At 67.6% G+C, this 14,106-nt stretch carries 14 protein-coding genes; 1 reads left to right on the top strand and 13 read right to left on the bottom strand.

Features of this window, described 5'->3' with window-relative positions:
- Positions 1 to 47: 47 nt before the first annotated feature.
- The 4 genes from G3M57_RS14375 to sidA form a co-directional block, all read right to left on the bottom strand.
- Positions 48 to 398, bottom strand: a complete 351-nt coding sequence (locus G3M57_RS14375) for a GFA family protein (protein ID WP_056750077.1) — start codon at positions 396 to 398, stop codon at positions 48 to 50.
- 173 nt (positions 399 to 571) lie between these two features.
- Positions 572 to 886 (bottom strand): DUF5076 domain-containing protein, encoded by a 315-nt coding sequence (locus G3M57_RS14380; protein WP_163231309.1) that lies wholly within the window; start codon positions 884 to 886, stop codon positions 572 to 574.
- Positions 887 to 1,045: 159 nt separating this feature from the next.
- Positions 1,046 to 4,480 (bottom strand): DNA polymerase III subunit alpha, encoded by a 3,435-nt coding sequence (gene dnaE, locus G3M57_RS14385; RefSeq protein ID WP_163231311.1) that lies wholly within the window; start codon positions 4,478 to 4,480, stop codon positions 1,046 to 1,048.
- Positions 4,481 to 4,504: 24 nt separating this feature from the next.
- Positions 4,505 to 4,594, bottom strand: coding sequence for a cell division inhibitor SidA (sidA, locus tag G3M57_RS27740; RefSeq protein ID WP_035074860.1), 90 nt, complete (start codon positions 4,592 to 4,594; stop codon positions 4,505 to 4,507).
- Positions 4,595 to 4,759: 165 nt separating this feature from the next.
- Here sidA and G3M57_RS14395 point away from each other — a divergent pair, with 165 nt between their 5' ends.
- Positions 4,760 to 5,719, top strand: coding sequence for a nucleoside hydrolase (locus G3M57_RS14395; RefSeq protein WP_163231313.1), 960 nt, complete (start codon positions 4,760 to 4,762; stop codon positions 5,717 to 5,719).
- Here the strand turns inward: G3M57_RS14395 and G3M57_RS14400 are convergent.
- The 9 genes from G3M57_RS14400 to G3M57_RS14440 all read right to left on the bottom strand — a co-directional run bounded on the left by G3M57_RS14400 (position 5,716) and on the right by G3M57_RS14440 (position 14,105).
- Positions 5,716 to 6,402, bottom strand: coding sequence for an ABC transporter ATP-binding protein (locus tag G3M57_RS14400; protein ID WP_163231315.1), 687 nt, complete (start codon positions 6,400 to 6,402; stop codon positions 5,716 to 5,718). The genes G3M57_RS14395 and G3M57_RS14400 overlap by 4 nt on opposite strands.
- Positions 6,395 to 7,669 (bottom strand): lipoprotein-releasing ABC transporter permease subunit, encoded by a 1,275-nt coding sequence (locus G3M57_RS14405; protein WP_056750064.1) that lies wholly within the window; start codon positions 7,667 to 7,669, stop codon positions 6,395 to 6,397. The genes G3M57_RS14400 and G3M57_RS14405 overlap by 8 nt, the downstream gene beginning before the upstream one ends.
- Positions 7,669 to 8,994, bottom strand: a complete 1,326-nt coding sequence (gene proS, locus G3M57_RS14410; protein ID WP_056750060.1) for a proline--tRNA ligase — start codon at positions 8,992 to 8,994, stop codon at positions 7,669 to 7,671. The genes G3M57_RS14405 and proS overlap by 1 nt, the downstream gene beginning before the upstream one ends.
- A 331-nt stretch (positions 8,995 to 9,325) precedes the next feature.
- On the bottom strand, positions 9,326 to 9,586 hold the full coding sequence (locus G3M57_RS14415) for a DUF1467 family protein (RefSeq protein ID WP_028037620.1): 261 nt from the start codon (positions 9,584 to 9,586) through the stop codon (positions 9,326 to 9,328).
- Positions 9,586 to 10,002 carry a methylmalonyl-CoA epimerase gene (mce, locus tag G3M57_RS14420; protein ID WP_056750058.1) on the bottom strand — a complete coding sequence of 139 codons (417 nt, stop codon included), beginning with the start codon at positions 10,000 to 10,002 and terminating at the stop codon, positions 9,586 to 9,588. Before mce ends, G3M57_RS14415 begins: the two co-directional genes overlap by 1 nt.
- A 129-nt stretch (positions 10,003 to 10,131) precedes the next feature.
- Positions 10,132 to 10,863 carry a rhomboid family intramembrane serine protease gene (locus G3M57_RS14425; protein ID WP_163231317.1) on the bottom strand — a complete coding sequence of 244 codons (732 nt, stop codon included), beginning with the start codon at positions 10,861 to 10,863 and terminating at the stop codon, positions 10,132 to 10,134.
- A 7-nt stretch (positions 10,864 to 10,870) separates the two neighbouring features.
- Entirely contained in the window at positions 10,871 to 12,565 is a 1,695-nt protein-coding gene (locus tag G3M57_RS14430) for a ribonuclease J (protein WP_056750052.1), read from the bottom strand.
- Positions 12,565 to 13,350: a type III pantothenate kinase gene (locus tag G3M57_RS14435; RefSeq protein WP_057184086.1), complete on the bottom strand. Its 786-nt coding sequence runs from the start codon at positions 13,348 to 13,350 to the stop codon at positions 12,565 to 12,567. Before G3M57_RS14435 ends, G3M57_RS14430 begins: the two co-directional genes overlap by 1 nt.
- Positions 13,347 to 14,105 carry a biotin--[acetyl-CoA-carboxylase] ligase gene (locus G3M57_RS14440; protein ID WP_056751475.1) on the bottom strand — a complete coding sequence of 253 codons (759 nt, stop codon included), beginning with the start codon at positions 14,103 to 14,105 and terminating at the stop codon, positions 13,347 to 13,349. Before G3M57_RS14440 ends, G3M57_RS14435 begins: the two co-directional genes overlap by 4 nt.
- Between the last annotated feature and the right edge of the window lies 1 nt (position 14,106).

Here is a 14,106-nt window from a genome sequence, read left to right on the forward strand (position 1 = left end):
TTGAATCAGAACCTCGGGCCGTCGAAATCCCAAATCGTCACCATAACCTAGAGCGACTTGCCGTCGAACCGGTGGGGTTCCAGCGCGAAGACGTCCACGTCGTCCAGGGTGCGCACATTGATCGCCGCCATCTCGGCCCCGTCCGGCCCGACACCGCGGCCGAAGGATTGGATCCCGCAGGTCTTGCAGAACAGGTGCGAGATCTTGTGGCTGTTGAAGCGGTATTCAGTCAGGGAGTCCTGGCCCTGCTTCAGCTCGAACGCCGAGGCGGGGGCGAAGGCCAGCACCGACCCCAGCTTGCCGCATCGCGAGCAGTTGCAGGCGATCAGCTTGTCGAGTTCGAGCTCGACCGCATAGCGCACCGCGCCGCACTGGCAGCCGCCTTCATGTCTGGCCATGAGAATTTCCTTTCGAAAACTGATGGGATCCGCGCGCTTCAGGCCCAAGAGACGCGCACGAAAACCTTGGGGGCCGACAAGGATGCCGCCCCTGCCCCAAATCCCTCCGTCCGGTGTTGACGGCCAACGACAAAGCCGAGCCCAAGCCCGACGCCTACGCCGCCATCACCTCGTCAGCTCGCCTCCACGCCCCATTCGGCCCTACGCGCGGATGTGGGCGAAGCCACCTCCGCGTTGAAACGGTCGGCCAGCGCGTCCAGCAAGTCCGCCCGAGACCCCATGCCCGCGGCGCTCAGCGCATCGGCGATATGTCCCGCCATGTCGGCCAGGATGATGGCCCAGGCTCTGGTCTCTCCTGACGCACCATCGTCGGCATAGAGGCCCACCCTCAGGGAGCAGTGCAGCCCCCGCTCGGCGATCCAGACCCGGGCCAGTTCCAGGGCTTCGGCGTCGCGCAGCGCCGCCGGCGGAATTCCAAGTACGTTCATCAGACCCCCACGTCTGGAAATCCAGACTCGAACCGGCAGCCTGGGCGCCAACGCCTCGTGCTCGAAACAAGGCGGCCGGTCCCGGCGATGACAAGGTTCTCCCGCCTTCGGGCCGCACCGGATGACGCGACGACCACATTCGCCGGCGCGCCCCTCCCATCACACATCTTCCAACAGGGCTACGCCCGGCGCGGTCTTCAAGGCGCCGCGCAGGGCGGCGTCGAGCGTGTAGCGCCCAGGCAGCTTCATCTCGATCTCGCGGCCGCCGCCCAGGGCCGCGACCAGGCTGACCTCGCCGCCGCGCGGCGAGGCGGCCGGCTCGAGCCGCTTTCTCAGGGCCTCGATCTCGGTCGCCGAGGGCGACAGGTGCAGGCGCAGGCCCGCCACCATGTTCTCGATGGCCTTCTCGATGGGCTCGGCGTCGTCGCCAAAGAACCGCACCTCGCCGTCGCGGGCCTTGGCGCGGACCTTGATCGACACCGCCTTGCCCGGCTCCAGCACCTCGCGGCACTTGCGCAAGGCCTCTGGCGGAAACAGCACCTCGTACTCTCCGCTGGGGTCAGACAGCGAGACGAAGGCGAAGCGCTCGCCGCTCTGCGAAGCCCGCTCCTGGCGGCGGCGGACCACGCCGCACATGCGGAAGGCCTCCATGCCGGCCTCGGCGCGCGGGATGACCTCGGTCAGCATGGCCGTGCGGCGGCGGCGCAGCACCCCGACCATGTCGTCCAGCGGGTGGCCGGTCAGATAGAAGCCGACGGCCGCCAGTTCCTCGTCCAAGAGGTCGACCTGGCTCCAGGGCTCGGTCTTCTTCAGGCGCGGCCGGCCGGCGGCCGGATCGCCGCCGAACAGGGCGTGCTGGCCGCCCTGGCGGTCGGCGGCGATGCTCTGGCCATGGGCGATCAACACGTCCGCCGAGGCGAAGATCTGGGCGCGGTTCTTGTGGATCGAGTCGAAAGCCCCGGCCCGGGCCAGGTTCTCGATCGCCCGCTTGTTGACTAGCTTGGGGTCGACCCGTTCGACGAAGTCGAAGATGTCGCGGAACGGCCCGCCCTCCTCGCGGATGGCGACCAGGTGCTTCATGGCCTCCAGCCCGACATTGCGCACCGCGCCCAGCGCATAGAGCACCTCGCCGTTCTCGACCTCGAAGTCCGCGCCCGAGCGGTTGACGTTGGGCGGCCGCACGGTGATGTCGAAGCGCCGGGCGTCCTGGTGGAAGACCGCCAGCTTGTCCGTGTTCGACAGGTCCAGGCTCATCGAGGCGGCCAGGAACTCGACCGGTGTATTGGCCTTCAGCCAGGCCGTCTGGTAGGAGATCAGGGCATAGGCGGCCGCGTGCGACTTGTTGAAGCCGTAGCCGGCGAACTTGGCCACCAGTTCGAAGATCGAGCCCGACTGCTCCTCCGGCACGCCCTTTTCCTTGGCGCCGGCGACGAAACGGATCTTCTGGAGATCCATCTCCTCCTTCTTCTTCTTGCCCATGGCCCGGCGCAGAAGATCGGCTTCGCCCAGGCTGTAACCCGCCAGGATCTGGGCGATCTGCATCACCTGTTCCTGGTAGACGATGACGCCGTAGGTCTCCTTGAGCACCTTCTCCAGCGAGGGGTGCAGGTTGTCGACGGGCTTGCGGCCGAACTTGCAGTCGACGAACGTGTCGATGTTGTCCATCGGGCCGGGACGATAGAGCGAGATCAGCGCGGTGATCTCCTCGATCGAGCTGCAGCGCATCTTGCGCAGCGTGTCGCGCATGCCCTGGCTTTCCAGCTGGAACACGCCGACCGTCTGGCCGGAGGCGAGGAGCTCGTAGGTCTTGGCGTCGTCGAACGGCAGCTGGCCAAGATCGATGATCTCGCCGCGCTTCTTGAGGTGCTTGACCGCCCGATCCAGCACCGTGAGCGTCTTGAGCCCAAGGAAGTCGAACTTCACCAGGCCGGCGCTCTCGACCCACTTCATGTTGAACTGGGTGGCCGGAAGGTCCGAGCGCGGATCCTTGTAGAGCGGGGTCAGCTGGGTCAGGGGCCGGTCGCCGATCACCACGCCGGCGGCGTGGGTCGAGGCGTTGCGGAACAGCCCCTCCAGTTGCAGGGCCACGTCCAGGCAGGCCTTGACGTTGGCGTCTTCGTCGCGGGCCTGCTTGAGGCGCGGCTCGATGTCGATGGCCTGGGCCAGGGTGACCGGCGCGGCCGGGTTGTTGGGCACCATCTTGCAGAGCCGGTCGACCAGGCCCAACGGCAGTTGCATCACCCGCCCGACATCCCGCAGCACGGCGCGGGCCTGCAGACTGCCGAAGGTGATGATCTGGGCCACGCGGTCGCGGCCGTATTTCTCCTGCACGTAGGAGATCACCTCCTCGCGCCGCTCCTGGCAGAAGTCGACGTCAAAGTCGGGCATCGACACCCGCTCGGGATTGAGGAAGCGCTCGAACAGCAACCCGAAGCGCAGCGGGTCGAGATCGGTGATGGTCAGCACCCACGCGACCAGAGACCCCGCGCCCGAACCCCGTCCCGGTCCCACCGGGATGCCGTGTTCCTTACCCCACTTGATGAAGTCCGACACGATCAGGAAATAGCCCGGAAAGCCCATCTTGATGATGATGCCGAGCTCGAACCTCAGCCGTTCCCAATATTCCTCTTCCGGCGCGGCCAGTTGCGGCAGCGCCGCCAGCCGCCGGCGCAGGCCTTCCTCGGCCTGATAGGTCAGCTCCTCGGGTTCGTTGCGGCCGTCACCGGTGGGGAAGCTGGGCAGGATCGGGTCGCGCTTGTGCACCATGAAGGCGCAGCGGCGGGCGATATCGAGGGTGTTGTCGCAGGCCTCGGGCAGGTCGGCGAACAGCTTGCGCATGTCCTCGGCCGGCTTGAACCAGTGCTCGGGCGTCACCCGCCGCCGCTCGTCCTGGCCGACGAAGGCGCCGTCGGAAATGCACAGCAGCGCATCGTGGGCGTCGTACAGGCTGGGCTTGGCGTAATAGACGTCGTTGGTGGCGACCAGAGGCGCGTCGTGCTCATAGGCCCAGTGGACCAGGCCCGGCTCGGCGGCGGCCTGGCGCGGCAGGCCGTGACGCTGCAGCTCGACATAGAAGCGATCGCCGAACACCCGCTGCATCTGCGCCAGCGCGGCCTCGCCCTCGGCGGTCTTGCCGGCCGCCAGCAGGGCGTCGATCGGGCCGTCGGTTCCGCCCGACAGCAGGATCAACCCCTCGGCGTGCTCGACCACCTTGGCCCAGGGCACGACCGGCTCGACCATCTCGCCGCTTTCCAGATAGGCCAGGGACGACAGTTCCGAAAGATTCAGATAGCCCCGCTCGTTCTGGACCAGCAGGGTGATGGTCGGCGTACGCGCCCAGCGCTCGGTCGGCCCCGCCCCGATACCCGACACCGCCAGGGCGCAGCCGATGATCGGTTGAACACCGTAGTCCTTGGAATAGACGGAATATTCCAGCGCGCCGAACAGGTTGTTGCGGTCCACCAGCCCCGCCGCCGGCATGCCCGCGGCCGCGGCCAGGCCGGGGATCTTGTCGGCCTTGATGGCGCCTTCCAGCAGCGAATAGGCCGAGCGCACGCGAAGGTGGACGAAACCCTGACCTTCACTGCCCGACATCACCGCACCTCACCGCTACACGACTCAGGCCACTAGCTGGGCGACCTGACACATCATCCAGACGAAGCTGACGACAGATACAAGAGCCAAAGACTCACGCGCGATACGGACCATGGGAACCCTCCTGCGGTCGTTGCTTGTTTGTTCTATATTCCACTTTTGTTCTCGCGCGCAAGAGACCCTCGTTCGATTGCGCGCTTTTTTGTCGCGTAGCCGCGCGCCTGGGCCGCAGCCCCCCTTTCCAGTGGATTTGCGCCCCGGATCGGCGCAGATCGCCCCATGCGCCTGATCATCGACACCGACACCGCCGGGGACGACGTGTTCTCCCTGATGCTGGCCCTGCGCCGCCCGGACGTGAGCGTCGAGGCCATCACCATCGCCCACGGCAATGTCGGCTTCGAGCAGCACGCCGAGAACGCCCTGGCCACCCTGGAAGCCTGCGAACGCGGCGGCGAGATCCCGGTCTATCTGGGCGCCCAGCGGCCGTTCACCCGCGCGCCGCTGGACGCGGCCTATGTGTTCGGGGCCGACGGCATGAGCGACAGCGGCTTTGCGAAGACCGTCCAGCGCCCCTCCCCCGGCCACGCGGCCGACGAAATCGTGCGGCGGGTGATGGACGCGCCCGGCGAGATCACCCTGATCGCCCAGGCCGCCCTGACCAACATCGCCCTGGCCTATCTGCGCGAGCCGCGCATCGCCCAGGCGGTCAAGCGCCTGTGGATCATGGGCGGAACCGACAACGGGGTCGGCAACGTCACCCCCGCGGCCGAGTACAATTTCTATGTCGATCCGGAAGCGGCCAAGATCGTGATCAACGCCGGCTTTCCGACGAGCATCGTCACCTGGACCGAGACGCTGCGGGACGGCCTGCTGACCGTGGACCAACTGGCGGCGCTGGAGGCCCTGGGCACGCCGCGCGCGGCGTTCTTCACGAAGGTCAACCGCACCTCCCTGGCCTTCGCCCAGGAAACCCAAGGCCTGGACGGCAGCCTGCATCCGGACGCCCTGACCTGCGCCGTGGCGCTGGACGAGACCCTGATCCTGGAGTCCGACATGGCCGTGGTCGATGTCGAGACGATCGGCGAGCTGACGCGCGGCTATCTGAGCGTCTCCCACCCGATCCTGCCGGACATCGAACTGGCGGATCCGGCTCTGAAGCGCCGGCCGCCCAACGCCCGGATGATCCGGAAGATCGACCAGGCGGGCTTCTACGCCGCCATGCGGGCCGCGCTGCTCTAGAAGCTCTGCGCCACCAGGTGGCCGTCCTTCAGAGCGAAGACCCGGTCCATGTAGCGGGCCAGCTCCATGTTGTGGGTGGCGATCAGGGCCGCCACGCCCCTTTTACGGGCCTGATCGTACAGGGCCTGGAACACCGCCGCCGAATTGGCCGGGTCGAGGTTGCCGGTCGGTTCGTCGGCCAGCAGCAGCTTCGGGCTGTTGGCCAGCGCCCGGGCGATGGCCACGCGCTGCTGCTCGCCGCCGGACATCTGGCCCGGCTGGTGCTCGATGCGCTGAGCCAGGCCCAGTTGCTCGAGCATCACCTGGGCCGCCTCGCGCGCCTCACCCCGGCCCTTGCCCGCGATCATCGCCGGCATGGCCACGTTGTCGAGCGCGCTGAACTCGGGCAGCAGGTGGTGGAACTGGTAGACGAAGCCGACGGTCGACAGCCGCATCTTGGTGCGCTGGCGCTCGGACAGCTTGGAGCAGTCGCGGCCGTCCAGGGCGATCAGGCCGGCGTTGGGCTTTTCCAGCAGGCCGGCCGCGTGCAGCAGCGACGACTTGCCCGAACCGGACGGACCGATCAGGCCCACGACCTCGCCCGGATAGACGTCCAGGTCGACGCCGCGCAGCACGTTCAGGGCGCCGGCCTCGGTGACATAGGTGCGCTCGACGCCGCGCAGGGCCAGGACGGGGCTACTCATAGCGAAGGGCCTCGACCGGATCGATTCGCGAGGCCCAGACGGCAGGCAGAAGGGCGGCCAATATGCTGAGGAGAGTCGTTATGGCGACGATCACCCCGACCTCCGTCCAGTCGATCTTGGCCGGGATGTGGGCCAGGAAGTAGATGTCGGCGCTGAACACCGCCGTGCCCGTCATCCATTCCACGAAGTTCTGGATGGCGGTGATGTTGGCGCAGAACAGCACGCCCAGCAGCAGGCCCAGCAAAGTGCCGGCCAAGCCGATCACGGCGCCGGCCATAACGAAAATCCGTAGGATCGCCCCCTGGCTGGCGCCCATGGTCCGCAGAATGGCGATGTCACGGCTCTTGTTCTTCACCAGCATGACCAGGGCCGAAATGATGTTGAGCGTGGCGAGAGCGACGACCGAGAACAGGATCAGCCGCATCACCTTGCGCTCGACCTGCAGGGCGTTGAAGTAGCTGGCGTTCTTGTCCATCCAGTCCTGGACGAAGGCCCCCGGGCCACTGGCCTGCTGGATGATCGGCTTGACCGCCTTGGCCTTGTCCGGATCGGCGATCTTGATCTCGACATAGTCGATCGAGGTGTCGCGGTTGAAGAACAGCTGGGCCTGGGGCAGCGCCATATAGACGAAGCTCTCGTCGAACTGGCTCATGCCGACGCTGAAGATCCCGCCGACCGTGTAGTCCTTCTCGCTGGTCGAGGTCCCGAAGGCCGTGGCGGGACCCGAGGGCGAGATCAGGGTGATGGCGTCGCCGACCGACAGGCCGAGGTTGCGGGCCATGCGGTCGCCGATCAGCACGATGTCGCCGCCGTCCTCCCCCTCGCCGAAGCCGGCCAGGGATCCGCGCTTGATGTTGGACGCAATCATCTTCATGCCGCGCAGGTCGGCCGGCGTGACCCCGCGCACGATGGCGCCGGACACCTGGCTGGGGCCGATGACCATCGCCTGGGCCTCGACCATCGGCGCGGCCTGGGTCACGCCACGCACAGCCTTGATGCGGGTGATGACGCCGTCGCGGTCGGGTCCGTTCAGCAGCGGGCCCTGGGCGTAGACGTGGCCGTTGAAGCCCAGCAGCCGCCCCAGCAGCTCGGCGCGGAAGCCGTTCATCACGCTCATCACCGTGATCAACACGAAGACCGCCAGCATCACCGCCGAGAACGAGATGATGGTGATCACCGCCGCGCCGCCGTTCTTGCGCTTGTTGCGCAGGTACCGCCAGGCGACGGTGCGCTCCCAGGTTCCGAACGGACCCGCGCCGAGGGCCATCAGGCGGCCTTGGCGCTGAGTTGGGCCAGGATCGCGTCGAGCGAGGCGCTGTGGCGCTCGCCGGTCTTGCGGTTCTTCAGTTCGACCACGCCCTCGGCGATCCCCTTGGGACCGACGATCAGCTGCCAGGGCACGCCGATCAGGTCCATGGTCGCGAACTTGGCGCCGCCGCGGGCGTCGGTGTCGTCATAGAGCGGGTCGCGGCCGGCGGCCTTCAGCGCCTGGTAGGCGGTCTCGCAGGCTTCGTCGCAGCCGGCGTCGCCCTGGCGCATGTTGATGATCCCCACGCCGAACGGGGCGACCGACTCGGGCCAGATGATGCCGCCCTCGTCGTGGCTGGCCTCGATGATCGCGCCCAGCAGGCGCGAGACGCCGACGCCGTAGCTGCCCATCTGCACCGGCACGTCCTTGCCGTCCGGCCCGGTGACCAGGGCCTTCATCGGCTCGGAATACTTGGCGCCGAACGAGAAGATATGGCCCACCTCGATGCCGCGCGCCGACAGGCGGTCGCCCTCGGGGATGGCGTCGAAGGCCGCCTCGTCGTGCATTTCCTCGGTGGCGGCGTACAGCGCCGTGCGCTGGTTCACCAGCGGCTGCAGGTCGCCGTACCAGTCGACGTCCGGGCCGGGCGCGGCCATCTCGACCAGGTCCTTGTGGCAGAAGACGGCGCTTTCGCCGGTGTCGGCCAGGACGATGAATTCGTGGGAAAGGTCGCCGCCGATCGGGCCGGTGTCGGCGCGCATCGGCACGGCCTTCAGGCCCATGCGCGAGAACAGGTTCAGATAGGCCACGAACATGCGGTTATAGGCCTTGCGCGCGCCCTCGGCGTCGAGGTCGAAGCTGTAGGCGTCCTTCATCAGGAACTCGCGGCCGCGCATCACGCCAAAGCGCGGGCGGCGCTCGTCGCGGAACTTCCACTGCACGTGGTAGAGGTTCTTGGGAACGTCCTTGTAGCTCTTCACATAGGCCCGGAAGATCTCGGTGATCATTTCCTCGTTGGTGGGTCCGTACAGCAGCTCGCGCTCGTGGCGGTCGACGATGCGCAGCATCTCCGGGCCATAGGCGTCGTAGCGACCCGACTCGCGCCACAGGTCGGCCAGTTGCAGGGTGGGCATCAACAGCTCGATGGCCCCGGCCCGGTCCATCTCCTCGCGGACGATCTGCTCGACCTTGTTGAGCACCTTCAGGCCCAGCGGCAGCCAGGCGTAGATGCCCGCCGCCTCCTGGCGGATCATGCCCGCGCGCAGCATCAGCTGGTGCGAGACGATCTGGGCGTCCGAGGGAGCTTCTTTCAGAACGGGCAGGAAATAGCGCGACAGGCGCATGGACGAGACGTCTCCGGGGGATTCAAGGCGTTGAGATAGCCGCTTGGGCCTCAGCTTGGCAACGCGCGCGGCGAAAAGATGGCTCCCAGGCGTCCAGAAACGAAAAGAGGGCCGCGCGGTGTTCGCGCGGCCCTTCAAGTCATCGTCGGGGAAGACGCCACAGAGCAAGGTCGGAAAAGCCGGCCTCGTGAGTCTGAGACTAACCCCCGAACAGTTGTTCGGGGCGCCCGATTGCGTTTGGCCTGACCACTTGGAGAACTTCGCCCACGAAATGGGCGAACGCCGGCAAATCCATCGCTCTGCGCCCAAGGCTTGGGCGCCATTCCTGGGATTAATAGGTGGCCGGCAGCGCCGGCAGGTCGATCAGATGGAAATGGATGGTCAGCAGCAGTCCGGCCATCACCAGGGCCGAGACCCAGGTGGTGGTGAAGAACTTGCGCTTCAGGTTCGGATTGACCGGCGCCCCCGGATCCGCGCCGGGCGGCGGCTCGATCCCCATCTCCTTGAAGGTGCGGTTGCCCAGCGGCAGCACGGCGAACAGCGTGGTCCACCAGATGGTCAGATAGACGGCGATGCAGGTGACGGGACCCATCAGTGAGCGTCCTTGGGGGTTTCCATGAGCTCGACCAGCATGCCGCCCATGTCTTTCGGGTGAACGAAGATGATCAGCGTACCATGGGCGCCGATCCGAGGCTCGCCCAGCACGGTGGCGCCCTTGGCGACCAGGCTGTCGCGAGCTTGATAGATGTTCTCGACCTCGAAGCAGATGTGGTGCTGGCCGCCCTTGGGGTTCTTGGCCAGGAAGCCATGGATCGGCGAGGCCTCGCCATAGGGTTCGATCAGCTCGATCTGGCTGTTGGGCAGGTTGACGAAACAGACCCAGACGCCCTGCTCGGGCATGGCCCACTTGTCGGTGTGCGAGGTCGCGCCCAGCAGGTCGCGGTACATCTTCAGCGACTCGTCGATGGAGGGGGTCGCGACGCCGACGTGGTTGAGCTTGCCGATCATCCGTTCCGTGTCCTGCGGGAGTGGAGGCGCGAGCGCGCCGCTCGGTGTTTTCCGAGGATATAGACGACTTCATGGATCCGCGGCGAGGCGTTTCAGCGGCGGGACGCTTCGCCCTCGCGATCAATCCGTTCAGGCCGGCTGGCGGAGCCACCAATATCGTGCGGGAAACATCTCGACCAGGAACAGCCCGGCGATGAAGCCGCCGACATGGCATTCCCAGGCGATCATCAGCCCGCCCTCCCCCGACGCCATGCCAAGGCCGAAACCGATGGCGACCAGCACCAGGTTCATGACGATGAACGACCAGGTCTGTTTGCCGACCTGGCTGGAGAGGATCGGTGTCAGGCCCCCGTCCGGCGTCAACCGGGCCACCGCGCCCCACAGGCCGCAGATCGCGCCCGAGGCCCCGACAGCCGAGATCTCGCCGTTCCAGTGCAGGACAAGAAACAGCAGCCCGCCCGCCAGGCCGCAGATCAGGAAGAAGGTCCAGAACAGCAGAGCGCCCTTCAGGTCCCGCCCCAGGCGCACGGCGATCGCCGGCCCCAGGCTGACCAGGGCGCTGGTGTTCATCACGATGTGCAGCAGCCCGCCATGCAGGAAGATGTGCGTCAGCGGTGTCCACCAGAACCCTTGCCGGAAGTACGGCGGGTAGAGGCTGCCCAGGGCGAGCATGGTCTCGTCCCAGCCCTGCGTCTTGCCCAGCAGCTGGACACCGGACACGATCCACAGGACCGCCGTGAGCGCGCCCAGCGCCCAGGCCTCACCGGTCATCAGACGCAGGGTCTGGCGCCAGCGGGGCTCGGGCTCGGGCTCGGGAGCGATCGGCCGCGTCGCCTCGGCGGGCGGGCTGGTCTCGTCCATCGTGCGGTCAGATCCGCAGGACCGTGGTCTCGACCACGGGCTTGCGTTCCCAGATGCGGAAGGCGGCCTTCTTCACGGCCTTGGACAGGGCGCTCTCGATCGCCTCGTCGATCTCGCACTGGTCGCCGCTCAGGCGCTTGAAGGCGGTCTCGGCCTCCTCCGCCAGGTCGTCCAGGGCGTCGTCCAGCGGATATTCGGCGTCGCCCGCCAGACCCAGGCCGCGGACCTGCGGGCCCGAGACGATCTTGTTGCGGCCGTCCAGCACGACGGAAACGGCCAGCATTCCGTTGAACGCCGCGTGGCGCCGCTCGCGCAGGGCCTCGCCGTTCTCGGGCGTCACCACCCCGCCGTCGACATAGAGGCGGCCCGACGGGACCTCGTCGATGATCTGGGGATGGCCGGGGGCCAGCAGCACCATGTCGCCGTTGCGCGGGCTGACCGCGTGCGGCACCTGCAGGTCCTTGGCGAAGGCGGCGTGCTCGATCAGGTGGCGGCGCTCGCCATGGGTCGGCACGGCGATGGTCGGCCGGGCCCACTGGTACATCTGCTTGAGCTCGTCGCGGCACGGGTGGCCGCTGACATGGATGCCGGGGGTGTCGCGCTCGGTGTGCAGGCGCACGCCGCGGTCGGCCAGCTTGTTCTGCAGGTTGCGGATCGGAATCTCGTTGCCCGGAATGACCCGCGAGGAAAAGATCACGTGGTCGCCCTGCGAGAGCTTGACGTGCGGGTGGGTGCCTTCGGCGATCCGGGCCAGGGCCGCGCGGGCCTCGCCCTGGCTGCCGGTGCACAGGAACAGAACCTCATTCTCGGGCAGGTACTTGGCCTGGTCGTCGGTGATGAAGGGCTCCAGGCCCTCCAGCAGGCCCACGTGACGGGCGGCGGCGGCCATCCGGTGCATCGAGCGTCCGGCCAGGCAGACCTTGCGGCCGGCGGCCTGGGCGGCGCGGATCACCGTGTCCATCCGGGCCACGTTCGAGGCGAAGCAGGCCACGGCGATCTTGCCGGTCAGGCCCTTGATCAGCCGGTTCATCGCCACGCGGACGTCGGCTTCGGAACCGGCCTCGCCATCGACGAAGACGTTGGTGCTGTCGCAGACCATGGCCAGCACGCCCTCGTCGCCGAGGCGCTTGATGGCCTCGATGTCCGTGGGGCCGCCCAGCTGGGGATCGGGGTCGATCTTCCAGTCGCCGGTGTGCAGGATCGTGCCCAGCGGCGTCTTGATCGCCAGGCCGTTCGGCTCCGGGATCGAGTGGGTCAGCGTGACCATCTCAAGGTGGAACGGACCCAGATCGAAGCTGCCGCTCAGCGGGATCTCGGTGATCGGCACCTCGTCCAACAGACGCGCGTCGCGCAGCTTCTCGCGCAGCAGGAAGGCGGTGAAGGGCGTGGCGTAGACCGGCGCCTTCAGGCGCGGCCACAGCCAGTGCACGGCGCCCAGGTGGTCTTCGTGGGCGTGGGTCAGGACGATGCCGATGATGTCGTCGGCATAGGCCTCGATGAATTCGGGGTCGGGCAGGATGATCTCGACGCCGGGCGTCGTCTGGTCGCCGAAGGTCACGCCCAGGTCGACGACGATCCACTTGCGGTCGTCCGCCGGGCCGTAGCCGTACAGATTGAAGTTCATGCCGATCTCGTTCGACCCGCCCAGCGGCAGGAAGACGAGTTCGTCCTTGGGGGAAGGCTTGTCGGTATATTTGGTCATTACGTCTCTAGATGGGTGTTACGGCGATGAATTTCGAGGAGACCACGGATGGTCAGATCTGAATCGAAGTGGTCGATGCTGTCGGTGGCGCCTTCGAACAGCGAGGCGACGCCGCCGGTGGCGACCACGGTCATGGGTTCGGCCCGTTCGGCCTTGATGCGGGCCACTAGGCCCTCGATCAGCGAGATATAGCCCCAGAACACGCCCGACTGCATGGCGCTGACGGTGTCGGTCCCGACGACGCGGTTGCCGGCCGGACGCTGGATGGCGATGCGCGGCAGCTTGGCGGCGGCCTCGTGCAGGGCCTGCATGGACAGGTTGATGCCGGGCGCGATGATGCCGCCCTCGAACGCCCCGTCCGCGCCGACGATGTCGAAGGTGGTGGCCGTGCCGCTGTCGATGACGATCAACGGACCCGGATAGACCATGTGCGCGCCCACGGCGTTGACCAGGCGGTCGGCCCCGGCCTCGGACGGCTTGTCGATCCGCACCTCGACGCCCAGCTTGGCGTTCTCGCCGATCACCAGCGGCTCGACGCCGAAATAGCGGCGCGACAGGTTGCGCAGGTTGAAGATCGACTGCGGCACGACGCTGGAGATGATCACCGAGTCGATGGCCCGGAAGCCCAGGCCCTGCATCGACAGCAGCTGCGACAGCCAGACCACGTATTCGTCGGCCGTGCGCGTGCTCTCGGTGGCCGCGCGCCACTGGGCGATCCACGTTTCGCCATCGTGGATGGCGAACATGGTGTTGGTGTTGCCCTGTTCGATGGCCAGCAGCATCAGGAGGCCTCTCCGAAGAAGACGTCGCCGGCGGTCACCCGCCGCAAATGGCCGTCGGCCAGACGAAGACGCAGCGCGCCGTCGCCGTCCAGGCCTTCGGCGATCCCCTCGAGGGTCTCCGCACCGAGGCGAGCGACGCAGGTTTGACCCAGGCCGTGGGCGCGGGCCGTCCAGGCGTCGGCGATCGCGGGGAAGCCCAGCCGCAGCCAGACGTCTTCCCAGCGGGCGAAGGCGCCCGCCAGCACCTCGATCGCCTCCACGGGCGTCGGCGGCGTGACCAGATAGGTGGTCAGGGCCGTGGCCGGGCGTTCGCTGTCGATCGGCTTGCGGGCCAGGTTCACCCCGACGCCGACGGCGATCCACAGGCCGCCGGCCGGCCGGGTCCCGGACTCCACCAGCACGCCGCTGACCTTCAGTCCGCCCAGCAGCGGATCGTTCGGCCATTTCAGACTGACGAGACCGGGCGACACATAGGCGCCCAGCAGGTCCGCCACGGCGAGGGCGGCGACGAACGTCACCTGGGCGGCCTCGCCCGGCGGCTTTTCGGTCGTGAACAGCAGGGTGGCGGCCAGGTTGCCGGCCCCGGTCTCCCAGGCGCGACCACGCCGGCCCCGCCCGGCGGTCTGGCGCAGGCCGACGATCCAGACCGGGCCCGCCTCGCCCGCTTCCGCGCGACGACGGGCCTCGGCGTTGGTCGAGTCGATCTCGTCCAGGACGACGACGGGCGGGACTTCGAAGGTCGAGGTCGGGCCCGTCACG

Origin of the sequence: Caulobacter rhizosphaerae, from assembly GCF_010977555.1 — a bacterium.
GTDB classification, from domain to species: domain Bacteria; phylum Pseudomonadota; class Alphaproteobacteria; order Caulobacterales; family Caulobacteraceae; genus Caulobacter; species Caulobacter rhizosphaerae.